Annotated in this window: 22 protein-coding genes; 12 read left to right on the top strand and 10 right to left on the bottom strand. The window is 70.3% G+C overall.

The features are described from left to right. Window positions 1-107: 107 nt before the first annotated feature. Genes M7D61_RS01595 through M7D61_RS01585 form a run of 3 tightly spaced genes read left to right on the top strand, consistent with a single transcriptional unit; the run spans window position 108 to window position 2,070 of the window. Window positions 108-326, top strand: coding sequence for a DUF3107 domain-containing protein (locus M7D61_RS01595; protein WP_298226969.1), 219 nt, complete (start codon window positions 108-110; stop codon window positions 324-326). A gap of 13 nt (window positions 327-339) precedes the next feature. Then, on the top strand, window positions 340-642 hold the full coding sequence (locus tag M7D61_RS01590; RefSeq protein ID WP_298226919.1) for a hypothetical protein: 303 nt from the start codon (window positions 340-342) through the stop codon (window positions 640-642). Window positions 643-696: 54 nt separating this feature from the next. Further along, window positions 697-2,070 carry a DEAD/DEAH box helicase gene (locus M7D61_RS01585; RefSeq protein WP_298226967.1) on the top strand — a complete coding sequence of 458 codons (1,374 nt, stop codon included), beginning with the start codon at window positions 697-699 and terminating at the stop codon, window positions 2,068-2,070. Window positions 2,071-2,211: 141 nt separating this feature from the next. On the opposite strand, the gene M7D61_RS01580 is transcribed toward M7D61_RS01585, so the two are convergent. Further along, window positions 2,212-3,036 (bottom strand): PHP domain-containing protein, encoded by an 825-nt coding sequence (locus M7D61_RS01580; protein ID WP_298226917.1) that lies wholly within the window; start codon window positions 3,034-3,036, stop codon window positions 2,212-2,214. 38 nt (window positions 3,037-3,074) lie between these two features. On the opposite strand from M7D61_RS01580, the gene M7D61_RS01575 reads away from it, so the two are divergent. The 4 genes from M7D61_RS01575 to M7D61_RS01560 are packed head-to-tail and all read left to right on the top strand — an operon-like array spanning window position 3,075 to window position 7,525. Further along, window positions 3,075-4,565 (top strand): aminopeptidase P family protein, encoded by a 1,491-nt coding sequence (locus M7D61_RS01575; protein WP_298226915.1) that lies wholly within the window; start codon window positions 3,075-3,077, stop codon window positions 4,563-4,565. Window positions 4,566-4,575: 10 nt separating this feature from the next. Continuing rightward, window positions 4,576-5,868, top strand: a complete 1,293-nt coding sequence (locus M7D61_RS01570) for a CBS domain-containing protein (RefSeq protein ID WP_298226913.1) — start codon at window positions 4,576-4,578, stop codon at window positions 5,866-5,868. 3 nt (window positions 5,869-5,871) lie between these two features. After that, window positions 5,872-6,417, top strand: coding sequence for a DUF1003 domain-containing protein (locus tag M7D61_RS01565; protein ID WP_298226910.1), 546 nt, complete (start codon window positions 5,872-5,874; stop codon window positions 6,415-6,417). Continuing rightward, window positions 6,401-7,525 carry a P-loop NTPase gene (locus M7D61_RS01560; RefSeq protein ID WP_298226908.1) on the top strand — a complete coding sequence of 375 codons (1,125 nt, stop codon included), beginning with the start codon at window positions 6,401-6,403 and terminating at the stop codon, window positions 7,523-7,525. Before M7D61_RS01565 ends, M7D61_RS01560 begins: the two co-directional genes overlap by 17 nt. A gap of 66 nt (window positions 7,526-7,591) precedes the next feature. Here M7D61_RS01560 and M7D61_RS01555 read toward each other — a convergent pair whose 3' ends face one another. Continuing rightward, window positions 7,592-8,014, bottom strand: a complete 423-nt coding sequence (locus M7D61_RS01555; protein WP_298226905.1) for a twin-arginine translocase TatA/TatE family subunit — start codon at window positions 8,012-8,014, stop codon at window positions 7,592-7,594. 85 nt (window positions 8,015-8,099) lie between these two features. On the opposite strand from M7D61_RS01555, the gene M7D61_RS01550 reads away from it, so the two are divergent. Beyond that, window positions 8,100-8,729, top strand: a complete 630-nt coding sequence (locus tag M7D61_RS01550; protein ID WP_298226903.1) for a class I SAM-dependent methyltransferase — start codon at window positions 8,100-8,102, stop codon at window positions 8,727-8,729. Window positions 8,730-8,771: 42 nt separating this feature from the next. Here the strand turns inward: M7D61_RS01550 and M7D61_RS01545 are convergent, their stop codons facing one another. The 3 genes from M7D61_RS01545 to dapE all read right to left on the bottom strand — a co-directional run bounded on the left by M7D61_RS01545 (window position 8,772) and on the right by dapE (window position 11,354). Next, window positions 8,772-8,942, bottom strand: coding sequence for a DUF3117 domain-containing protein (locus M7D61_RS01545; protein WP_298226902.1), 171 nt, complete (start codon window positions 8,940-8,942; stop codon window positions 8,772-8,774). 79 nt (window positions 8,943-9,021) lie between these two features. After that, window positions 9,022-10,281, bottom strand: coding sequence for a mannosyltransferase family protein (locus M7D61_RS01540; protein WP_298226901.1), 1,260 nt, complete (start codon window positions 10,279-10,281; stop codon window positions 9,022-9,024). Further along, window positions 10,260-11,354, bottom strand: a complete 1,095-nt coding sequence (gene dapE / locus M7D61_RS01535; protein WP_298226899.1) for a succinyl-diaminopimelate desuccinylase — start codon at window positions 11,352-11,354, stop codon at window positions 10,260-10,262. The genes M7D61_RS01540 and dapE overlap by 22 nt, the downstream gene beginning before the upstream one ends. Before the next feature lie 17 nt (window positions 11,355-11,371). Between dapE and dapD the strand changes: the two genes are divergently transcribed. Then, window positions 11,372-12,313, top strand: a complete 942-nt coding sequence (dapD, locus tag M7D61_RS01530; RefSeq protein WP_298226897.1) for a 2,3,4,5-tetrahydropyridine-2,6-dicarboxylate N-succinyltransferase — start codon at window positions 11,372-11,374, stop codon at window positions 12,311-12,313. A 183-nt stretch (window positions 12,314-12,496) separates the two neighbouring features. On the opposite strand, the gene M7D61_RS01525 is transcribed toward dapD, so the two are convergent. Genes M7D61_RS01525 through M7D61_RS01510 form a run of 4 tightly spaced genes read right to left on the bottom strand, consistent with a single transcriptional unit; the run spans window position 12,497 to window position 15,630 of the window. Next, window positions 12,497-13,777 (bottom strand): citrate synthase, encoded by a 1,281-nt coding sequence (locus tag M7D61_RS01525; RefSeq protein WP_298226894.1) that lies wholly within the window; start codon window positions 13,775-13,777, stop codon window positions 12,497-12,499. Window positions 13,778-13,828: 51 nt separating this feature from the next. Beyond that, window positions 13,829-14,941 carry a succinyldiaminopimelate transaminase gene (dapC, locus tag M7D61_RS01520; RefSeq protein ID WP_298226893.1) on the bottom strand — a complete coding sequence of 371 codons (1,113 nt, stop codon included), beginning with the start codon at window positions 14,939-14,941 and terminating at the stop codon, window positions 13,829-13,831. A gap of 3 nt (window positions 14,942-14,944) precedes the next feature. Continuing rightward, entirely contained in the window at window positions 14,945-15,265 is a 321-nt protein-coding gene (gene fdxA / locus M7D61_RS01515; RefSeq protein WP_298226891.1) for a ferredoxin, read from the bottom strand. Then, window positions 15,262-15,630, bottom strand: coding sequence for a hypothetical protein (locus M7D61_RS01510; protein ID WP_298226890.1), 369 nt, complete (start codon window positions 15,628-15,630; stop codon window positions 15,262-15,264). Before M7D61_RS01510 ends, fdxA begins: the two co-directional genes overlap by 4 nt. Window positions 15,631-15,772: 142 nt before the next feature. On the opposite strand from M7D61_RS01510, the gene efeU reads away from it, so the two are divergent. Genes efeU through efeB form a run of 3 tightly spaced genes read left to right on the top strand, consistent with a single transcriptional unit; the run spans window position 15,773 to window position 19,543 of the window. Further along, window positions 15,773-17,062, top strand: coding sequence for an iron uptake transporter permease EfeU (efeU, locus tag M7D61_RS01505; RefSeq protein WP_298226888.1), 1,290 nt, complete (start codon window positions 15,773-15,775; stop codon window positions 17,060-17,062). 37 nt (window positions 17,063-17,099) lie between these two features. Then, on the top strand, window positions 17,100-18,269 hold the full coding sequence (efeO, locus tag M7D61_RS01500; protein WP_298226886.1) for an iron uptake system protein EfeO: 1,170 nt from the start codon (window positions 17,100-17,102) through the stop codon (window positions 18,267-18,269). Next, window positions 18,266-19,543 (top strand): iron uptake transporter deferrochelatase/peroxidase subunit, encoded by a 1,278-nt coding sequence (efeB, locus tag M7D61_RS01495; RefSeq protein WP_298226884.1) that lies wholly within the window; start codon window positions 18,266-18,268, stop codon window positions 19,541-19,543. Before efeO ends, efeB begins: the two co-directional genes overlap by 4 nt. Before the next feature lie 180 nt (window positions 19,544-19,723). Here efeB and typA read toward each other — a convergent pair whose 3' ends face one another. Further along, window positions 19,724-21,640, bottom strand: coding sequence for a translational GTPase TypA (typA, locus tag M7D61_RS01490; RefSeq protein WP_298226882.1), 1,917 nt, complete (start codon window positions 21,638-21,640; stop codon window positions 19,724-19,726). Window positions 21,641-21,646: the final 6 nt, after the last annotated feature.

Here is a 21,646-nt window from a genome sequence, read left to right as displayed (position 1 = left end):
TTAGAGCGACGGCCCAGTGGCCGTCGCGAGCGATCCGCGCCGCCGGCAGGCGGTTAGGCTCTGTTTCGAGCACTCAGATCGAGCGCCCACGCATGAAAGGCACCTCCGTGGAGATCCGCATCGGCATCGTCAACGCCCCGCGCGAGCTGAGCTTCGAGAGTTCGTCCGGCGATCTCGCGAAGGCGATCAAGGCCGCCATCGCCGCGGGCGACCCGGTCATCGAGGCGAGCGACGACAAGGGCGCGACGTACCTTGTCCCGACCGCGGGCATCGCCTACGTGCAGTTCGGCACGGAAGAGACGCGTCGCGTCGGATTCGTCGGCTGAGAGCCGCCGCCCGATGGAGCTCCTCTTCGTCTTCGTCATCGGCGCCGCGATCGGCTTCGTCGCGCGCTATGCGCTGCCGGGCCGCCACGAGCACGGCGAGCTGCTCGTCCCCGCGGTCGCGGCAGGTGTCGCCATGCTCGTCTGGGAAGCCTTGACCTGGGCGGGCCTCGCCTGGGACGGCGGCTGGATCTGGGTCGCGACCCCGGTCGCGAGCGCCCTCGCCGCGGTGCTCGTCGACGTCTTCGTCTCGCGCTCGCGCATCGCGAAGGATGCGGCCCTCGAGGCTGAACTCGCCAGGGCCGGCCGGCCGGCGTGATTCCCGCCTGACGCGCCGGGGATTCCCCCAGCAGACCCCCGGTAGACTCAGGGCATCGTGACTTTCTCAGATCTCGGAGTCGACCAGGACATCGTCGACACTTTCGCCGCCAAAGGCATCCTCGAACCGTTCCCCATCCAAGAGCAGACGATCCCCCTCGCCCTCACCGGGCAGGACATCATCGGCCAGGCCAAGACCGGAACGGGCAAGACCTTCGGATTCGGCATCCCCCTCATCCAGCGCCTCGGCCCCGACCCGCGGCCCGGCGTGCAGGCACTCGTCGTCGCGCCCACCCGCGAGCTCGCCGTTCAGGTCGCCGAGGACCTCGAGGTCGCCGCATCCGGCCGCCCGACGACCATCGCCGCGATCTACGGCGGCAAGGCCTACGAGGGTCAGATCGAGGCGCTGCAGGCGGGCGCGCAGATCGTCGTCGGCACCCCGGGCCGCCTCATCGACCTCGCCGGCCAGCACCTGCTCGACCTCAGCCACGTCACCGAGGTCGTCCTCGACGAGGCCGACAAGATGCTCGACCTCGGCTTCCTGCCCGACATCGAGAAGATCTTCTCGAAGCTGCCCGCGGTGCGGCACACCATGCTGTTCTCGGCGACGATGCCGGGCCCGATCGTCGCGCTCGCGCGCCGCTTCATGTCGAAGCCGATCCACATCCGCGCGACCGACCCCGATGAGGGCCTCACCCAGGCCAACATCAAGCACCTCATCTATCGGGCGCACTCGCTCGACAAGGACGAGGTCATCGCCCGCATCCTGCAGGCGAACGGGCGGGGCAAGACCATCATCTTCACCCGCACGAAACGCGCGGCCGCCCGGCTCCAGGAGGAGCTCAACGACCGCGGGTTCCCCGCCGTCAGCGTCCACGGCGACCTCTCGCAGGAGGCGCGCGAGCACGCGATGGCCGCGTTCAAGGCGGGCAAGAAGGAGATCCTCATCGCCACCGATGTCGCCGCCCGCGGCATCGACGTCGACGACGTCACCCACGTCATCAATCACACCATCCCCGACGACGACAAGACCTACCTGCACCGCGCCGGCCGCACCGGCCGCGCGGGCAAGACCGGCATCGCGGTGACGTTCGTCGACTGGGAGGACCTGCACAAGTGGGCCCTCATCAACCGTGCCCTCGAGTTCGGTCAGCCCGAGCCGACGGAGACCTACTCGTCCTCCCCTCACCTCTACACCGACCTCGACATCCCGGTCGGCACCAAGGGCCGCCTCAAGACCACACCGACCCCGCGGGTCGAGAGCGCGGTCGCGAGGCAGGGCCGCGCGCCTCGCTCGGGTGCGCGGGATTCCTCGCACCGGGTCACCGCCGCCGAGGCCTCCACCGCTGTCGAGCCCCGCGCCGAGGGCGCTCCGCGCCGCCGGCGCCGCCGCAGGTCGGGCTCCGGCGCCGCGCCCTCCCCCGAATAGCCGGCGCTCTTCGCCCGGTTCAGCGCACGTCACCGGTACGGTCGGGCTGAGTTCCAGGCGACACGCCGTGCGACATCGCCTGCTCTCCGGCGTGTCCGCCAGAACTCAGCCCGAGCGTACAGCCGCGCCGACCTCGGGTCGCTAAATCCCCGCAGCAGCCCGAATGGCCGCGAACACCTCGGGCGAGGTCACGTTCTCGCCCAACCGATTGGGCTTGCCCGCGCCGTGGTAGTCCGACGACCCCGTCATCGCGAGGCCGCGCGAGGCCGCGAACTCGCGCAGGTATGCCTTGCCGTCCTCGGTGTTCTCGCGGTGCTCGACCTCGAGGCCGAACAGCCCGGCGTCGACCAGCGCGTCGAGGTAGCGCGCGTCGAGCACGTTGTCGCGGCCGCGGGTGGCGGGGTGTGCGAGCACGGGCACCCCCCCGGCCAGGCGCACGAGGCGCACGCCGTCGACCGGCGACGGGGCGTAGATGGGCTCGTAGTAACCGGCCTGCGGGTGCAGCATCCGCTCGAAGGCGTCCGCCCGCGACTCGACGACCCCCGCCTCGATGAGGGCGTCCGCGATGTGCGGGCGGCCGACGGATGTTCCGGGCTGGGTCTGCGCGAGCACGTCATGCCATGAGATCGGGAAGTCCTCCGACAGCCGCGCGACCATGGTCTCGGCGCGGGTGAGCCGGGCTTGGCGGATGCGGTCGGTCTCATCGACGAGCGCCTCGTTGAGCGGGTCGGGGTAGTAGGCGAGCAGGTGGACGCTCTTCACGCCGAACCGGGTCGACAACTCCATGCCGGGCACGAACTCGATCCCGAGGAACGCGGCCGCGGCCGCGGCCTCCGCCCATCCGGCCGTCGAGTCATGGTCAGTGAGCGCGACGACGTCGAGACCAGCGCGCGCGGCCGATGCGATGAGATCTGCCGGGCTCTCGGTGCCGTCGGACACGCTCGAATGCGTGTGCAGATCGATCATCCCCCCATCATTTCATCGGGGCGCGAGACAATAGCGGAATGACCGACCAGGCGACGACCGCGACCCCATCGAACCCCAACGCGAACCGTTCGACGCTGCCGAATGCCGAGAGATTCAAGGCCTACATCAGCTCGCAGTGGGCCGAGCGCGCTGACGTCGCGCCCCCGGCACGCGAGCAGGCCGCGTACGCCGCCCGTCGGCGCGCCGCGATCGGCGCCCTCCACCCCGGCAAGCGGCTCATCGTCCCTGCGGGCGAGGCGAAGGTGCGATCCAACGACACGGATTTCCCGTTCCGCGCCCACAGCGCGTTCAGCCACCTCACCGGCTGGGCGTCCGACGCCGAGCCGGGCAGCGTGCTCGTCCTCGAACCGACTGCGGACGGTCACGAGGCGACCCTCTACTTCCGCGAGCGCGCCGGTCGCGACTCCGACGAGTTCTACTCGAACGCCGCGATCGGCGAGTTCTGGATCGGCCCGCGCCCGTCGCTCGCGCAGGTCGCCGGCGACCTCGCACTCGACGTCAGGGGCATCGCCGACGTGCAGCTCGTCCTCGACGCGGTCGACGCCGACACCCTCATCGTGCGCGATGCGGATTCCGAACTCACCGCCCAGGTCGACGCCCAGCGCCTGCTTCTGGGCCCCGACATCGACCTGGACCGCCACGAGGGCGACGACGAGCTCGCCCGCGATCTCAGCGAGCTGCGCCTCGTCAAGGACGCGTACGAGGTCTCCGAGCTGCGCCGCGCCGTCGCCGCGACGAAGCAGGGCTTTGACGCCGTTCTCGCCGACCTGCCGCGCATCACCGCCCACGGGCGCGGCGAGCGCGTCGTCGAGGGCGTCTTCTACACGGCCGCCCGCGCCGAGGGCAATGCAGTCGGCTACGACACCATCGCCGCGGCCGGCCCGCACGCCTGCATCCTGCACTGGGACCGCAACGACGGCCCGGTCGTCCCCGGCGACCTCGTGCTCATGGATGCCGGCGTCGAGGCCGACAGCCTCTACACCGCCGACGTGACGCGCACCTTCCCCGTCACCGGGCGCTTCACCGAGGCGCAGCGCCTCGTCTACGAAACGGTGCGCGAGGCGGCGGATGCCGCGTTCGCCGTCGCGAAGCCGGGCATCCGGTTCCGCGAGGTGCACGCCGCGGCGATGGCCGTCATCGCCCGCCGCACGGCGGACTGGGGCCTGCTGCCCGTCACCGCGGAGGAAGCGCTCGATGCCGACCAGCAGCAGCACCGCCGCTACATGGTGCACGGCACGAGCCACCACCTGGGGATCGACGTGCACGACTGCGCCAAAGCCCGCCGCGAGATGTACCACGACGGTCTGCTGCGGCCGGGGATGGTCTTCACGATCGAGCCCGGTCTGTACTTCCAGCCCGACGACCTGACAGTGCCCGAGAACCTGCGCGGCATCGGCGTGCGCATCGAGGACGATGTGCTCGTCACCGAGGACGGCGTCGAGAACCTCACCGCCGCGTTCCCCCGCACGGCCGACGAAGTAGAGGCGTGGGTCCAGGCCGCGCTCTAGGCTTGCTTGCGTGAGCGCGCAGCGGGTCTTCGTCGCCCGGCTCGCCGGCTGCCAGGTGTTCGACCCGGCCGGCGACCGGGTCGGTCGCGTGCGCGATGTGCTCGTCGTCTACCGCGCCGGCGCAGCCCCGAGGGTCGTGGGGCTCATCGTCGAGATCCCCGGCAAGAAGCGGGTGTTCGTCTCGATCAGCCGCATCACGAGCATCGGCGCCGGCCAGGTCATCACGACCGGCCTCATCAATGTGCGTCGGTTCGAGCAGCGCAACTCCGAGGTGCGCGTCATCGCCGAGATCATCGGCACCCGGGTGCAGTTCCGGGACGGCTCCGGCCCCGGCGTCATCGAGGATGTCGCCATCACCCGCGCCCCCACCGGCCTGTGGGATGTCACCCAGCTCTTCGTGCGCCGCCCGAAGACCTCGGCGTCGCCGTTCGCGAAGGGCCCGACTCAGTTCGCGGCATGGGGAGAGATCACCGTCGCCACCGGCGCCTCGGCCGCCGACGCCAGCCAGCTCATCGCGACGTACTCCGACCTCAAGGCCGCCGACCTCGCGAACTCGCTGCTGGACCTGCCCGAGCAGCGCCGCATCGAGGTCGCCAGCGAGCTCTCTGACGACCGACTCGCCGATGCCCTCGAAGAAATGCCCGAGGCGGCGCAGGTCGGAATCCTCACCGGCCTCGACGACGAGCGCGTCGCCGATGTCCTCGAGGAGATGGAGCCGGACGACGCCGCCGACCTCATCGCCCAGCTCCCCGACGAGGAGCGCGAGCACCTGCTCGAGCTCATGGAGCCCGACGACGCCGACGACGTCAGGATGCTGCTGCGCTACGCGCCCAACACGGCCGGCGGGCTCATGACGACCGAGCCCATCATCCTCTCGGCCGACGCGACCGTTGCCGAGGCCCTTGCGATCATCCGCCGCGAGGAACTGCCCGTCACCCTCGCCTCCGCCGTGTTCGTCACGCTGCCGCCGTACGATGCCCCGACGGGGCGCTATGTCGGCATGGTGCACATGCAGCGGATGCTGCGGCACGCCCCGCACGAGCGCATCGGCACGATCATCGACGCGGAGCTCGAGCCGGTGCGGGCGCAGGCGTCCGTGGCGTCCGTCGCGCGCATGCTCGCGAGCTACAATCTGGTCGCACTCCCCGTCGTGGATGAGACCCACCGCCTCGTAGGGGTGGTGACCATTGACGACCTCCTCGACTACCTGCTGCCCGACGACTGGCGAAGTTCGGAAGACGATACCGACGCCGCGCTGCGCAGCGCGGTCGCCGCACGCACGAGCACGACTGGAAGAGGGTGAGCAATGGCACGCAATGGCAAGAGCACCGGGCTCGAGGCCCCGAAGGGCCTCCGCAGCGGCGGCTACCGGCTGCTGTCGAGCCGGGGCGACAGCGATCGGTTCGGGCGCGGCACCGAGTGGTTCGCGCGCGCCATGGGCACGCCGACGTTCCTCATCATCCTCTCGGGGTTCACGATCGTATGGCTGGTCTGGAACAGCATCGCACCGATGTCGTGGCGCTTCGACTCGCAGGCGTTCGGGTTCACCGTCCTGACGCTCGTGCTTTCGCTGCAGGCGTCCTATGCGGCACCGCTCATCCTGCTCGCACAGAACCGCCAGGACGACCGCGACCGGGTGCAGATCGAGCAGGACCGCCAGCGGGCCGAGCGCAGCCTCGCCGACACCGAGTACCTCGCACGCGAGGTCGTCGCGCTGCGGCTCGCGATGCGCAACCTCGCCTCGAAGGACTTCATCAAGGCCGAGCTCAGGGCGCTGCTCGACGAGCTCGAGACCGACACCGCACCGGCGGCCGACGCGCCTGCCGCACCGACCGGTGTCGCCGTTGACTGACCTGGCCGCCGCCGTCGCCGATGCACTCGGCGGTGTCGTCGACCCCGAGATCCGCCGGCCCATCACCGAGCTCGGCATGGTGGCCGGGGTGTCGGTGGATGCCGAGGGGACGGCATCCGTCGGCCTCAAGCTCACCATCGTGGGATGCCCCGCAGCGGAATCCCTCGAGCGCTCCGTGCGCGAGGCGGCGCTCGGCGTGCGGGGTGTGACGCGCGCCGATGTCGCCGTGACCGTCATGACGCCCACCGAACGCCGCGAGCTCACCGAGAGGCTGCGGCGCGGCCGCGCGCGCACCGCCCAGTTCGGGCCGGACTCGCTGACGCGAGTGCTCGTCGTGGCGAGCGGCAAGGGCGGTGTCGGCAAGTCGACGCTCACCGCGAACCTCGCGGTGGGCCTCGCCGCGCGCGGGCTGACGGTGGGGGTGGTGGACGCCGACGTGCACGGCTTCTCGATCCCCGGGCTGCTCGGGCTCGGCGGCGCGAGGCCCACCCGCGTCGATGACATGATCCTGCCGCCCATCGGCTACGGCGTGAAGACCATCTCGATCGGGATGTTCCTCGACGAGGAATCCGGCTCCCGCCGCGCGGTGGCCTGGCGCGGGCCGATGCTGCACCGCGCCATCCAGCAGTTCGTCACCGACGTCTTCTTCGGCGATCTCGACGTGCTGCTCCTCGACCTGCCGCCGGGCACCGGCGACGTCGCGCTCTCGGTCGGGCAGCTGCTGCCGCAGTCGGAGGTCATCGTGGTCACGACTCCGCAGGCCGCCGCCGCCGAGGTGGCCGTACGCGCCGGCTCGCTGGCCGCGCAGACCGGGCAGCGCATCGCAGGCGTCATCGAGAACATGGCGGGCCTCGTCCAGCCCGACGGGTCGGTGCTGCCGCTCTTCGGATCGGGCGGCGGGGCCACGGTCGCCGCGGCGCTGGATGCCCCGCTGCTCGGTTCGGTCCCGCTCTCGGTGGCCCTGCGCGAGGGCGGCGACGCAGGCGCGCCCGTAGTGCTCTCGCACCCCGACGACCCTGCTGCGCGCGCCATCCAGGCGATCGCGGTGCAGCTCCAGGAGCGCACCGACTCCCTCGCCGGCCGCAAGCTCCCCGTCTCCCCTGCCTAGCCTGCCTCGCCGCCCTTCCGCAGTTCGCGCTGAACAGGCCCTTTCGTGCGTCTCGCCGACGACGGCCTAAGTCGCCTCGGCGTCGAAGGGGGGCGCCTCGCCGGGCGTGTGCCGCGGCACCAGGGTGCGCGATGCCGCCACTCCCGCGGCGCCGATAACGGTGTTGCCCGATGCTGCGCCGGCGGCCGCGCCCGACGGCGCCGACACCACCGAGCCCGTCGCGGCGGGCAGCGGGGAATCGTCGAGCAGCGCGTCGCGGATGATGCGGCGCGGGTCATACTGGCGCGGGTCGAGCTTCTTCCAGTCGATATCGGGGAAGTCGTCGCCCATCTCGTCCTTGACGCGCTCCTGCGCGGAATCGAGGTAGCCTCGGGCGGTCCGCACCCACTGGCCGAGCTTCGCGGCGTACGCCGGCAGCCGGGTCGGGCCGATGATGAACACCGCGATGGCCGCGATGATCAGCAGCTTCTCGAACGATAGCCCGCCCACCTTCTCAGAGTACGCGATCGCCCCCCGTGCGCCTGCGGGGCGGCGGCGGCGTCCGGCCCTATTCTGGCGAGCAACGGGAGGCCCCATGTCCGAGAACGACGTGAACTGGAAGTTCGCGAACGACAACGTCATCGAGCACGATGTCATCGCGAAGGCCCGCCAGCACTCGCTCGAGCTCGGCGTCGATCCGGTGAGCCCCGCGATCGGCGCGCAGGCAGCCGTCATCGTCGCCGCAACGGGCGCGCAGAGCATCCTCGAGATCGGCACCGGCCTCGGCGTCTCCGGCCTGTGGCTGCTGCGCGGCACCTCCAGCGCGCTCCTCACCTCCATCGACATCGAGGCCGAGTATCACCAACGCGCCCGTGAGGCGTTCGCCGAGGCCGGCATCCCGAACGCCCGCATCCGTCTCATCGGCGGCAAGGCGCTCGACGTGCTGCCGCGCATGAACGAGAACGCCTACGACATCGTCTTCGTCGACGGCGACCCGGCCCACGTCATCGAGAACGTCGAACACGGATTGCGCCTGGCGCGCCCGGGCGGCAGCGTGCTCGTCCCCCACGCGCTGTGGCGGGGCCAGGTCGCCAACCCGGCCAACCGCGACGACATCCCCAGCGCCTTCCGCACCCTCGTCGCCGAGACGGCGACGTCGAGCGCGGTGGTGAGCGCGCTCTCCATCGTCGGCGACGGACTGCTGCAGATCACGACGCTCGCTTAAACCGAGAATGCCGCCCGTCGGGCGGCATTCTCGAAGCGGGCTCTAGACGCCGATGGCGCTCGAGAGCTGGTCGCGGAGTTCCTTGGCCTCGTCGTCGTTCACCGACACGACCAGCCGGCCTCCGCCTTCCAGCGGAACCCGCACGATGATGAGGCGCCCCTCCTTCACGGCTTCCATGGGCCCGTCTCCAGTACGCGGCTTCATCGCGGCCATGCAACTCCCCTTTCGTGGACGTCTCCTTTGATTATCCCGCACCCGGCGACCGGCCCGAAATCGACGGCGCGCCGCGATGTCACGGCGGACTCCAGTCGTTGGCACCGATCGTCCAGCACAGCAGCAGCCATCCGAGTTGGCCGGCGACGCTTGCGACGACCATGCCGAGGCGATACCAGACGCTTCGCGGCTGCGCGATCGCACCCGCCAGCGGGAACATCGGCAGGAGCACACGGAATGTGCTCGACTGCGGGAACCAGACCGCGAGCAGGTAGGCCGCGTAGGCCGCGAGCCACAGCCGGATGTCGGTGCCGAGCCTGACCACGCTCGGCAGGAAGAGCACCGTCGCGAAGAGCACGACGAGCAGACCGACGACGACCCAGCCGACCCAGGCTGACAAGCCGAGCCACACCGTGAACCACCATCCCGCGGCCTGGAACCACGACGTGAACGGGGTGAGCTCGACCCACCCGATGTAGGAGGCGCGCCAGGCGAGCTCGGTCTGCATGTAGGCGCCGGGGATTCCGGTGACCCAGCTCGCGATCAGCGGCCACGCCACCCCCGAGGTGAGCGCGAACGCGGTGGCGAGCAGGGAACCGGCGATCTGCGTGGCTCCGAACGGCTCGCGCCGACGCCGCCAGAAGCGAACGGCCACGTGCAGCCCGAGGAAGAGCGCGACGGCGAGACCGCCCGGCCTCGTGAACGCCGCGATGACGATGACCGGGATCGACCACCAGTAGCGACGTCGGAGCACGAGGTAGAGCAGCGCGACGAGCAGGAACGTGTACATCGACTCGGCGTAGGCGACCTGGAAGAGCGCCGACACCGGCGTGACGCAGAAGAGCAGCGTCGCGTGGAGCGCCGTCGACGGGTTGAGCCGGAGCCGCATGAGCTTGAAGAACAGCAGCGTCGCCGCATAGCCGAAGACCACCGAGACGCCGACGGCGGCGGCCTGCCAGGACAGCCCGGTCGCGCTCATCACCCCGCGCACGACCGCCGGGTAGCCGGGCAGGAACGCCCACGCGTTCTGCGCGATATGGCCCGAGTAGCCGACCGTCAGCGTGTCGGGATAGCCGGCGAGCGCGACGATCTCGTACCAGCGGCCGTCCCAGATGTTGGCGAAGTCGAGGTAGCCGGGGTGCGCGACCGTCCACGGGTTGGCGCCCTCGATGGCGATCATCCAGTACAGCAGCGCGGTCGTGATCGCGCGCCCGAGCAGGAAGATCAGTGTGACCTTGAGCCACCACGGCAGCCGCTTCGCGAAAAGCGCCAGTCCAGTGGACTGGCGCGCGACGTCCCGCCGAAAGCGGATCGCGGTCACCGTCCGTCCGTCAACCACGCCCGCAGCGCGGCCTCGCAGCGCTCGACGTCGGCGACTGCCACCCGCTCGTGGTCGGTGTGGGCGAGGCTCGCCTCGCCGGGACCGAAGTTGACGCCGGGCACGCCCAGCGCGGCGAACCGCGCGATATCCGTCCACCCGTACTTCGGCTGCGGCTCGCCGCCGACGGATTCCGCGAACGAGCGCGCCAGCGGCGCATCGAGCCCCGGGCGCGCCCCCGGCGAGAGGTCGACGACGTGGACCTCGCCGAACGGCCCGAAGAGCTCGCGCATGCGCTGCTCGGCCTCATCGGCCGAGCGCGACGGGGCGAAGCGGTAGTTGATGTGGACTGTGCACTCGTCGGGGATGACGTTGGCGGCGACGCCGCCGGAGATGAGCGTCGCGTTGAGGCTCTCGCGGTAGGCGAGGCCGTCGACGTCGACGGTCTCGGGGTGGAAGCGTGCGAGCAGGTCGAGGATCGGGGCCGCGGCGTGGATGGCGTTCGAGCCCATCCAGGGCCGGGCGGAGTGGGCGCGCACGCCGCGGGTGACGACGTCGAAGCGCATCGTCCCGTTGCAGCCGCCTTCGATGACGCCGCCGGAGGGCTCGCCGAGGATCGCGAAGTCGGCGGCGACGAGCTCGGGTCGGGCATTCGCGAGTCGGCCCAGCCCGTTGAGGGAGGCGGCGACCTCCTCGTTGTCGTACCAGATCCAGGTCACGTCATAGGCGGGTTCGGCGAGGTCGAGCGCGAGCCGGAGCTGCACGGCTACACCGGATTTCATGTCGACGGTGCCGCGACCGACGAGATAGTCGACGCCGCCATCGGTCTCGAGCCGCACCGGCAGATTGCCGTTGACTGGCACGGTGTCGAGGTGGCCGGCGACCGCGACCCGGTGCGCACGGCCGAGCTCCGTGCGAGCGACGACGGTGTTGCCGAGGCGCGTCACGTCGAGGTGCGCAGCACCCGAGACGAACGCCTCGACAGCGTCCGCGAGGGCGGTTTCGCCGCCCGAGACCGATTCGATGTCGCAGATCGCGCGCGCCAGTTCGACCGAGGTCAGGCCCGGGTCGAGAAACTGGGGGCGATCGGCCACACCACTAATCTAGGGCTATGCCCGATGCCCTTCTTGCCTGGGGTCATGGCCTCGTCACCCGCGCCTCCGACGGTGTCGTCCTCGATGCATGGTTCCCCGCACCCGCCCTCGGCCGCCCCGACGGATCGACCGTCCCTGCCGAACTCGTCGCCGCGGCCGGCCCCGACGAGCGCCGCGACGTCACCCTCGAGCCGGTCACCGTCGAGGTGCGCGTCGACGACGCGCCCGCGTCGACCGCCGACGCCTATCTGCGGCTTCACCTGCTCTCGCACCTCGTCGTCAAGCCGAATGAGATCAACCTCGACGGGCTCTTCACGCACCTTCCGATCGTCGCGTTCACGAACGCCGGCCCGGTCGCCGCCGACACCTATCGCGCCCGCCGCGCGCTGCTCGCCCGCGAGGGCATCCAGGCGTACGCGGTCGACAAGTTCCCGCGCCTCACCGACTACGTCGTCCCCGAGCGCGTACGCATCGCGGATTCCGCCCGCGTGCGCCTCGGCGCCTACCTGTCACCGGGCACCACGGTCATGCCCGAGGGCTTCGTCAACTTCAACGCCGGGACGCTGGGGGCCTCGATGGTCGAAGGCCGCATCTCGCAGGGCGTGGTCGTCGGCGACGGCTCCGACATCGGCGGCGGGGCGTCCACCATGGGCACGCTCTCGGGCGGCGGCCTGCAGCGGGTCGTGATCGGCGAGCGGGTGCTGCTCGGTGCGAACTCGGGGACCGGCATCTCGATCGGCGACGACTCGATCGTCGAGGCGGGCCTGTATCTCACGGCCGGCACGAAGGTCACGGTGCTCGACGAGCGCGATTCCGAGGGCGATCCCAAGGTCGTCAAGGCTCTCGATCTCGCCGGGCGACCCGGACTGCTCTTCCGCCGCAACTCGACCTCGGGCCGCGTCGAGGCCGCTCCGCATCATGGTGCCGGCATCGCCCTCAACGCCGAATTGCACCCGTAAGCCCGCAGTTCGGGATCCGTGACGAGCACCTGATGGGCTGATCCCGTGACCGGGAACGGTCATTCGGCACCGCTCATAGAGTCTTCGACATGCTGATAGCCCGGCAACGTGGCCGTGACCGGGTGCCCCGGGGTGCCCGCCTCACGGCGGCGACTGGCCGCGCGAAGCTCCCCCGGAGCTTCGCTAGCTTTGCGGCCAGTCGCGCTTCGGCGAGCCGACGTAGAGCTGCTGCGGGCGGCCGATCTTGCCCTGCGGGTCGGTGTTGCCCTCGCGCCACTGGGCGATCCAGCCCGGCAGACGGCCGATGGCGAAGAGCGCCGTGAACATCGAGGCCGGGAAGCCCATCGCCTTGTAGATGACCCCGGTGTAGAAGTCGACGTTGGGGTAGAGCTTGCGCTGCACGAAGTACTCGTCGGCGAGCGCGTACTGCTCGAGCTCCTTGGCGATGTCGAGCAGCGGGTCGTCGACACCGAGGGCGTCGAGCACGGCATCCGCGCTGGCCTTGACGAGCTTCGCACGCGGATCGTAGTTCTTGTAGACGCGGTGCCCGAAGCCCATGAGGCGGACGCCGTCCTCCCTGTTCTTCACCCGTTCGACGAACCGGCCGACGCCCTCGCCCGAGTCGCGGATCTCGGCGAGCATCTTGAGCACGGCCTCGTTGGCGCCACCGTGGGCGGGGCCGGAGAGCGCGTTGATGCCGGAGGCGATCGAGGCGTAGAGGTTGGCATCCGTCGAGCCGACGAGGCGCACCGTCGACGACGAGGCGTTCTGCTCGTGGTCGGCGTGGAGGATGAGCAGCCGGTCGAGCGCCGAGGCGACGACGGGATTCGCCTGGTAGGGCTCTGCGTTGTTGCCGAAGGTGAGGCGCAGGAAGTTCTCGACATAGCCCAGCGCGTTGTCGGGGTACAGGTACGCCTGGCCGACGCTGCGCTTGTAGGCGTAGGCGGCGAGGGTCGGGAGCTTGCCGAGCAGACGGATGGTCGAGAGCTCGACGGCGGCCGGATCGGTCGGGTCGAGCGAGTCGGGGTAGTAGGTGCCGAGGGCGTTGACCGCGGCGGCGAGCATCGACATGGGGTGTCCGCTCTGCGGCATCGCCTGGAAGAGGAGCTTGAGGTCCTCATGGAGGAGCGTGTGGCGGCGGATCTGCGCGTCGAAGTCGGCGAGCTCGACGGCGCTCGGCAGCTCGCCGTGGATGAGCAGCCAGGCCGTTTCAAGGAACGTGGCGTTCTCGGCGACCTGTTCGATCGGGTAGCCGCGGTAGCGCAGGATGCCCAGGTCACCGTCGATGAAGGTAATGGCCGATTTCGTCGCCGCCGTGTTGACGAATCCGTAGTCGAGGGTCGCGTACCCGGTCTGCTTCGTCAGGGTCGAGATGTCGATCGCCGAGTGGCCGTCGACGGCAGGCAGGATCGGCAGTTGCGCCTCTCCGCCCGGGGTGGTGATGGTGACCGAATCGTCTGCCACTCTGGTCTCCTGAATCAGTGCGGGGGGAGGGCTTATGGCCCGATGGATACCTTAGTCCCGCGCGCTACGCAGTCTCGTCGCGGCGGCGCCGATGCGCTCGTCCGTCGCCGTGAGCGAGAACCGGACGTGCCGCGCCGAGCCGTCGCCATAGAACGGCCCGGGGCCTGCGATGATGCCGAGGCCTGCCAGCCGGTCGATCGACTCCCACGCGTCGAGTCCCTCGGTCGCCCAGAGGTACAGGCCCGCCTCGCTGCGGTCGATGCGGAAACCGGCGGCTTCGAGCGCCGGCCGCAGCGCGTCGCGCCGGGCCCGGTAGCGCTCCTTCTGCTCTGCCACATGCGCGTCGTCGCCGAGGGCGGCGAGCATGGCCGTCTGCAGCGGCGCGGGCAGCATGAGCCCGACGTGCTTGCGTCTGGTGAGCAGGGTGTCGACGAGCACCGCATCCCCGGCGATGAACGCGGCCCGGTAGCCGGCAAGGTTCGACTGCTTGCTCAGCGAGTACGCCGAGAGGATTCCGGTGAGATCGCCGCCCGTCACGCGCGGGTCGAGGATGCTCGGCACGGGCTCGCTCGCCCACCTGCCGTCCCAGCCGAGCTCGGCGTAGCACTCGTCGTTGACGATGATCGCGCCGAGTTCGCGGGCGCGCGCGACCGCACTGCGGAGGAAGTCGACGTCGTCGACGTGCCCGTCGGGGTTGCCCGGGGAGTTGAGCCAGACGAGCCTCGTGCTCTGAGGCCATTCGGCGGGATCGTCAGAGGGGAATCCGGTCGCATCGGCGATCTCGGCGCCGACCGCGTACGTCGGATAGGCGATGCGGGGGTGAACGACGGTGTCGCCGGCGCGGAGGCCCGCGAGCAGCGGCAGCAGAGCGACAAGCTCCTTCGAACCGATGGTGATGATGGCGTTCGCGGCGGTGAGGCCCGGCACTCCGCGGCGGCGCGCGTACCAGGCGGCGATCGCCTCGCGCACCGCCGTGGTGCCCGCGGTCAAGGGGTAGGAGTGCGCGTCGGTCGCGGCGGCGAGTGCGTCGCGGACGATCGCGGGCGTCGGGTCGACCGGCGACCCGACCGAGAGGTCGACCGCCCCGCCCGCGTGGTCACGCGCTTTCGCCGCATACGGCGCCATCCGGTCCCAGGGGTAGTCGGCGAGGTCGGCGACGCCCATGCGCTAGTGAGCCTGCGGTGGAAGGGCTGAGATGAGGGGGTGATCCTTCGGGATGACCCCCACCTTCGCCGCTCCCCCGGGCGAGCCGATCTCGTCGAAGAACTCGACGTTGGCCGTGTAGTAGTCGGCCCACTCCTCGGGGAGATCGTCCTCGTAGTAGATGGCCTCGACGGGGCACACCGGCTCGCAGGCACCGCAGTCCACACATTCGTCGGGGTGGATGTAGAGCGAGCGCTCGCCCTCGTAGATGCAGTCCACGGGGCATTCGTCCACGCAGGCGCGGTCCTTGACGTCCACGCAGGGAAGGGCGATCACATAGGTCACGGCCGACTGCTCCTCTCGAATCCAAGTCTAGGGAACCCGAGCATGAGCGCCGCCGCGATGGCCGCGCCCCACACCCAGGCGTTGCCGGGGGCGTCGCCCTCAATGATGACCGAGCCCGAGAAGCTGGGGCGGAGGAAGACGGCGACCGGCACCGCGACCCCGACGACCGCGGCGGCGACGGCGAGCCGGCTGCCGGTGACGAGCCGCACGCCCGCGAAGAGCAAGAGCACGGCGGCGAGCGCGATGACGATGCCCAGCGGCACGCGGACGCTTCCCAGCCTGGCGTGATGGGCGAGCGTCCCGAGCGTGCCGACGATGGCGCCGACCACGACGAGCAACGCGATCCGGGCGATTGCCGCAGTCATCCGATCGCCTTTCCGTCAGGTGGGATGCCGACTGGACATCTGCTCCCAGTCGAAGTTAGGGTGAGCTAAGTAAGGCAATCCTTACCCGCAAGGCTTCGGGCGGCGAAGCCCTGGGAAGCCCACTATCGACTCTAGGACCACCGTGCTCGCAACACTCGTCATCGGCCTTCGCGAAGGCCTCGAGGCGGCGTTGATCGTCGGCATCATCGCGGCGTTCCTGCGCCAGAACGGTCGCAGGCTCACCCAGATGTGGATCGGCGTCGGCACGGCCGTCGCGCTCGCCATCGCGGTCGGCATCACGCTGGCGCTCGTCGAGCAGGCGCTTCCCCAGGCGGCGCAGGAGATGCTCGAAACCTGCATCGGCGCCGTCGCGGTGTTCTTCGTGACCAGCATGCTCGTCTGGATGAACCGTCACGCTCGCAACCTCAAGCGCGAACTCGAGGCCCAGGCCGGCGCGGCGCTCCGCGACGGCCACGCGCTCGCACTCGCGGTGATGGCGTTCCTCGCGGTGCTCAAGGAGGGCTTCGAGACGAGCGTCTTCCTGCTCGCGACCTTCACGACCGCGGGAGCGGCGGGCCTCGCCGCGACCGGCGCGGTGGTCGGCATCCTCGTCAGCGTGGGCGTCGGGATCGGCATCTACTTCGGCGGCATCAGGATCGATCTGTCGAAGTTCTTCCGCATCACCGGCGCCTTCCTCATCCTCGTCGCAGGCGGCCTCGTCATCCAGGCGCTGCGCACCGCGCATGAAGCGGGCTGGCTCAACGGCGGCCAGCAGCAGCTCGCCGACTTCTCGTCGTTCGCCGGTCCTGGCACGATCTCGGAGGCGCTGCTGCGCGGCGTGCTCGGCATCCCGACTGATCCGAGACTCGTCGAGGTCGTCGGATGGCTGCTCTACACCGTGCCCGTGGCGCTCTTCATCTACTGGCCGGATCGCCGGCGCGTGCACGGCTTCGCCGCGGCGAAGCTCCAGTTCGTCACCGCGGTCGCGCTCGCGGTCATCGGTCTCGGCGTGCTCGGCGGCGTCGCGCTCGCGCCCCAGCAGAGCACGGCGTCCCGGACTCCCGCCTCGATCTCGCTCCCCGAGCTCGTCGCCCTGAACGGCGGGCGGTTGCCGATCGGCATCACCGCGCAGACCGATCCTGGCCCCTTCGACGCCCGGTGGTCGACGGGCGATGTGACCACCGTCACGCTCAGCGGCGGCGGGCTTGCGACTCCGCGCACCGTCAGCATCGCGCTGCCCGACACCTCGGCCACCGCTGCGCAGCAGAGCGCCGAGCGCACGCTCTGGGGTGTCGGATTGCCCGCCGCGCTGCTCATCGGCGCCGCCGCGACCGCCTTCTCCGGCATCCGCAGCCGCCGCCGCGCCCTCAAAGACCGCGCCGCCTCGTCTCCCGACACCACGAAGGAACGCCCGGCGTATGCCCTTCGCTAGCCCCCTCCGCCGCGTTCTCGCCGGTGCAGGTGGTCTGGTGGCCGTCCTCGCGCTCGCCGCGTGCGCCCCGACGACCGCCGGGCCCGGCACCAGCGCGTCCGGCAGCGGCGTGACGCAGGTTGCGATCACCCTCACCGGCGACACCGGCGACGCCTGCACCGTCTCGCCGGACTCGGTCCCGGCCGGCCCCGTCACCTTCACGGTGACCAACCGGAGCTCGACGGGCATCACCGAGCTCGAGCTTCTCGACGGCGCTCGCATCCTCGGCGAGAAGGAGAACCTCGCACCCGGCCTGCCCGCGGTGAGCTTCACCCTCACGCTCGGCGGCGGCAGGTATTCGGTGTACTGCCCAGGGGCCCAGACCCCGAACACCCCGTTCACGGTCACCGGCGCTGCGGCGCCCACGGCGACCGGTGACGCGGCCCAGCTCCTCCAGCAGGGCACGGCCGAGTATGGCCAGTACGTCGCGACCCAGATCGCGGGCATGGTCACCGCCGTCGCGAACCTCGAGACGGCCGTGGATTCCGGCGATGTGGCCGCGGCGCAGGAGAAGTACGCCCTCGCCCGCCCCTTCTACGAGAAGGTCGAGAGCGACGTCAGCGGATTCCTCCTCCCCGGTGCCGCGCCGACATCGAACCGGGGCAACCTTGACTACCTCATCGACATGCGCGCCTCGAGCCTCGACCCGGCGGTGGGCTGGAGCGGCCTCCACGCGATCGAGCGCGATCTCTGGCAGGGCGGCGCGATCACCGATCAGACCAAGAAATACGCCTCCGATCTCGTGTCCAACGTGACCGAGCTCGCCTCGCTCGCCCAGGGGCTCAACTATCGGCCGGAAGACCTCGCGAACGGCGCGGCCGCCCTCCTCGAAGAGATCCAGTCCAACAAGATCTCCGGCGAGGAGGAGCGCTACAGCCACCTCGACCTGCTCGACTTCGCAGCCAATATCGAGGGCGCCCAGCAGGCGTTCGCCGCGCTGCAGCCCGGCCTGACGAGGATCGACCCGGCGCTGGCGGCCACGGTCGCGAGGGAGTTCGGCACCGTGAACGGCATGCTCGACATCTACCGCGATGCGAGCATCCCCGGCGGCTTCACGTACTACACGCCCGCCGTGCGCGCTGCCGACGGGGCCGCGCTGAGCAAGGCCGTCCAGGCTCTGCAGGAGCCGATGTCGCAGATCGCCGAGAAGGTGGCGACGGCGCAGTGACGATCGAGTCCGAGGGCCGGGAGGAGGACCCGAAGGACCCCCGGCTCCTCTCCCGTCGCGGCCTGTTCTACGGCGCCGCGGCAGGCTCCCTCCTCGTCGGCGCGGCGGCCGGTTTCGGCGGCGGATTCGCGGCGCGGTCCGCCGCCGAACCGGTCGACGTCGTCGACCTCGACACGAGCTACCCGTTCTACGGCACGGGCGAGCAGGCCGGCATCCGCACCCCGCAGCAGCGCTACTCGGTCTACATGACCTTCGACATCGCCGCCGGTGCCGGCGCGACCGACCTGCAGGTGCTGTTCGCGCGCTGGTCGGGCGCCATCGCGCAGATGATGGCGGGCAAGCCCATCGGCGCGGTGCAGCCGGATGGCGAGTACGCAGTCGCGAACGACACCGGCGAGGCGTACGAGCTCGGCCCGGCCGGTCTCACCGTCACGCTCGGCCTCGGCCCCGACGTCTTCGGCAGGCGCTTCGGGCTGGCGCCGCAGAAGCCCGTGCACCTCGCACCGCTGCCCGCGCTGCCCAGCGACAACCTCGACCCGGCGCTCACCGGCGGCGACCTCAGCCTGCAGGCCTGCGCCGAGGACCCGCAGGTGGCCTACCACGCCATCCACGATCTCGCACGGATGGCGAAGGGCACGGCCGCGGTGCGCTGGACGGTGCTCGGCTTCGGGCGCGCATCGGCGGGCAAGGGGCAGTCCACGCCGCGCAACCTGCAGGGTTTCAAGGACGGCACGCGCAACCTCAAGGAGGACGCCGACTACGAGCAGTTCGTGCGCGTGACGGACGATGCGGCGTGGACGCGCGGCGGTGCCTACCAGGTGGTGCGCAAGATCCAGATGCGCATCGAGAACTGGGACGCCGACCGCGTCAGCGACCAGCAGCACGTCATCGGCCGCACCAAGCAGGCCGGTGCACCCCTCACCGGCGTCGCGGAGTTCGATGCCCCCGATTTCGCCGCACAGGATGCCTCAGGCAATCCGGTCATCGACCCGACCGCGCACATCGCCCTTGCCGCCCACGAGAACAACGGCGGGCTCAAGATCCTGCGCCGCGGCTACAACTACACCGACGGGCTCAACCACTACGGCCAGCTCGACGCGGGATTGCTCTTCCTCAGCTACCAGAACGACCCGGCCGCCTTCGTCGCGCTGCAGACGAAGCTCGGCTCCTCCGATCTCCTCAATGAGTACATCAGCCACATCGGCTCAGCGCTGTTCTTCGTGCCGCCGGCCCCGCCGCCGGGCCGGTACCTCGCCTACCAGCTCTTCGAGTGAGCCCTGCTCGCTCGCCGAAATCCCCCGAATCCACCCTTCCATCCGTCGGAAAGGTCGATTCGGGGGATCTCGAGCGAATCGTCAGTCTTGCCGCTTCAGGCGCGAGGCGGCGCCCGCCTTCGGCGGCGGCCGCGCCGGCGGCGATCCACTGGATCGCCGCTCGCCTTCAGGACAGGGTTCTTAGTCCTGCCGCTTCAGGCGCGAGGCGGCGCGGCCGCGCGTCGTCGCGTCGAGCTCGACCTTGCGGATGCGGACGATCTCGGGGGTGACCTCGACGCACTCGTCCTCGCGGGCGAACTCGAGCGACTCCTCCAGGGTGAGGATGCGCGACGGCGTCATCGCCTCGAAGTTGTCGGCGGTCGAGGTGCGCATGTTGGTGAGCTTCTTCTCGCGGGTGATGTTGACGTCCATGTCGTCGGCGCGCGAGTTCTCGCCGATGACCATGCCCTCGTAGACCTCGTCGCCGGGCTGCACGAAGAAGCTCATGCGCTCCTGCAGGCCGATGATCGCGTACGGGGTGACGTTGCCGGAGCGGTCGGCGACGATCGAGCCGTTCGAGCGGGTCGTGATCTGCCCGGCCCATTCGTCGTAGCCGTGCGCGAGGGCGTTCGAGATGCCCGTGCCGCGGGTCGTGGTGAGGAACTCGGTGCGGAAGCCGATCAGACCGCGCGAGGGCACGACGAACTCCGTGCGCACCCATCCGGTGCCGTGGTTCGACATGCCCTCCATGCGGCCCTTGCGCGCCGCGAGCAGCTGCGTGATCGCGCCGAGGAACTCCTCGGGGATGTCGATGGTGAGGTGCTCGTAGGGCTCGAAGGTCTTGCCGTCGACCTTCTTCGTGACGACCTGCGGCTTGCCGACGGTGAGTTCGAAGCCCTCGCGCCGCATCTGCTCGACGAGGATGGCGAGCGCGAGCTCGCCGCGGCCCTGCACCTCCCAGGCATCCGGCCGGCCGATGTCCTCGACACGGATCGACACGTTGCCGACGAGCTCGCGGTCGAGGCGGTCCTTGACCATGCGCGCGGTGAGCTTGTGGCCCTTGACCTTGCCGACGAGCGGCGAGGTGTTCGTGCCGACCGTCATCGAGATCGCCGGATCGTCGACGGTGATGGCGGGCAGCGGGCGGATGTCGTCCGGGTCGGCGAGGGTCTCGCCGATGGTGATCTCCGCGATGCCGGCGACGGCGACGATGTCGCCCGCGGCGGCGGACTCGGCCGGGAAGCGATCGAGCGCCTTCGTCACGAGCAGTTCGGTGACGCGCACGTTGGAGTGCGAGCCGTCGTGGCGCACCCAGGCGACCGTCTGACCCTTCTTGAGCTTGCCGTTGAAGATGCGCAGCAGCGCGAGGCGGCCGAGGAACGGCGAGGCGTCGAGGTTGGTCACGTGCGCCTGCAGCGGCGCCTCGTCGTCGTACGTCGGTGCGGGAATGTGAGTGAGGATGGCGTCGAACAGCGGCTCGAGGTCCTCGCTGTCGGGCAGCGAACCGTCGGCCGGGCGGTTGGCGGAGGCGCGGCCGGCCTTGCCGGAGGCGTAGACGATGGGCATGTCGAGCAGCGCGTCGATGTCGAGATCGGGGACAGCGTCGACGAGGTCGCTCGCCAGCCCCAGCAGCAGGTCGTGCGCCTCCTCGACGACCTCCGCGATGCGCGCGTCGGGACGGTCGGTCTTGTTCACCGCGAGGATGACGGGAAGCTTGGCTTCGAGCGCCTTGCGCAGCACGAACCGGGTCTGCGGCAGCGGCCCCTCCGAGGCGTCCACGAGCAGCACGACCCCGTCGACCATGGAGAGGCCGCGCTCGACCTCGCCGCCGAAGTCGGCATGGCCGGGCGTGTCGATGACGTTGATCGTGATGGCGCCGTCGGGGTTGTGGGATGCCGCGTGCTTGCCGCGGTACGAGATCGCCGTGTTCTTGGCGAGGATCGTGATGCCCTTTTCGCGCTCGAGCTCGTTCGAGTCCATCGCGCGCTCCTCGACGTGGGCATGCTCGGCGAACGAGTTCGTCTGCTTGAGCATCGCATCGACGAGAGTGGTCTTGCCGTGGTCGACGTGGGCGACGATCGCGACATTGCGCAGGTCTCGACGGATGGCGATGGGCATGGCGTC

The organism is Gryllotalpicola sp., assembly GCF_027352875.1.
Taxonomy (GTDB): Bacteria; Actinomycetota; Actinomycetes; order Actinomycetales; family Microbacteriaceae; genus Gryllotalpicola.
Note: the sequence above shows the minus strand (reverse complement) of the source record. Positions and strands in the feature narration are given on the sequence as shown.

What these genes read in the sequence shown, in the direction of transcription:
- M7D61_RS01550 (WP_298226903.1), top strand. Translation starts at nt 8,100, where the DNA reads ATGTCCGAGAACGACGTGAACTGGAAGTTCGCGAACGACAACGTCATC.
- dapD (WP_298226897.1), top strand. Translation starts at nt 11,372, where the DNA reads ATGCCCGATGCCCTTCTTGCCTGGGGTCATGGCCTCGTCACCCGCGCC.
- M7D61_RS01510 (WP_298226890.1), bottom strand. Translation starts at nt 15,630, where the DNA reads ATGACTGCGGCAATCGCCCGGATCGCGTTGCTCGTCGTGGTCGGCGCC.
- M7D61_RS01590 (WP_298226919.1), top strand. Translation starts at nt 340, where the DNA reads ATGGAGCTCCTCTTCGTCTTCGTCATCGGCGCCGCGATCGGCTTCGTC.
- M7D61_RS01575 (WP_298226915.1), top strand. Translation starts at nt 3,075, where the DNA reads ATGACCGACCAGGCGACGACCGCGACCCCATCGAACCCCAACGCGAAC.
- typA (WP_298226882.1), bottom strand. Translation starts at nt 21,640, where the DNA reads ATGCCCATCGCCATCCGTCGAGACCTGCGCAATGTCGCGATCGTCGCC.
- dapC (WP_298226893.1), bottom strand. Translation starts at nt 14,941, where the DNA reads ATGGGCGTCGCCGACCTCGCCGACTACCCCTGGGACCGGATGGCGCCG.
- M7D61_RS01580 (WP_298226917.1), bottom strand. Translation starts at nt 3,036, where the DNA reads ATGATCGATCTGCACACGCATTCGAGCGTGTCCGACGGCACCGAGAGC.
- M7D61_RS01545 (WP_298226902.1), bottom strand. Translation starts at nt 8,942, where the DNA reads ATGGCCGCGATGAAGCCGCGTACTGGAGACGGGCCCATGGAAGCCGTG.
- M7D61_RS01565 (WP_298226910.1), top strand. Translation starts at nt 5,872, where the DNA reads ATGGCACGCAATGGCAAGAGCACCGGGCTCGAGGCCCCGAAGGGCCTC.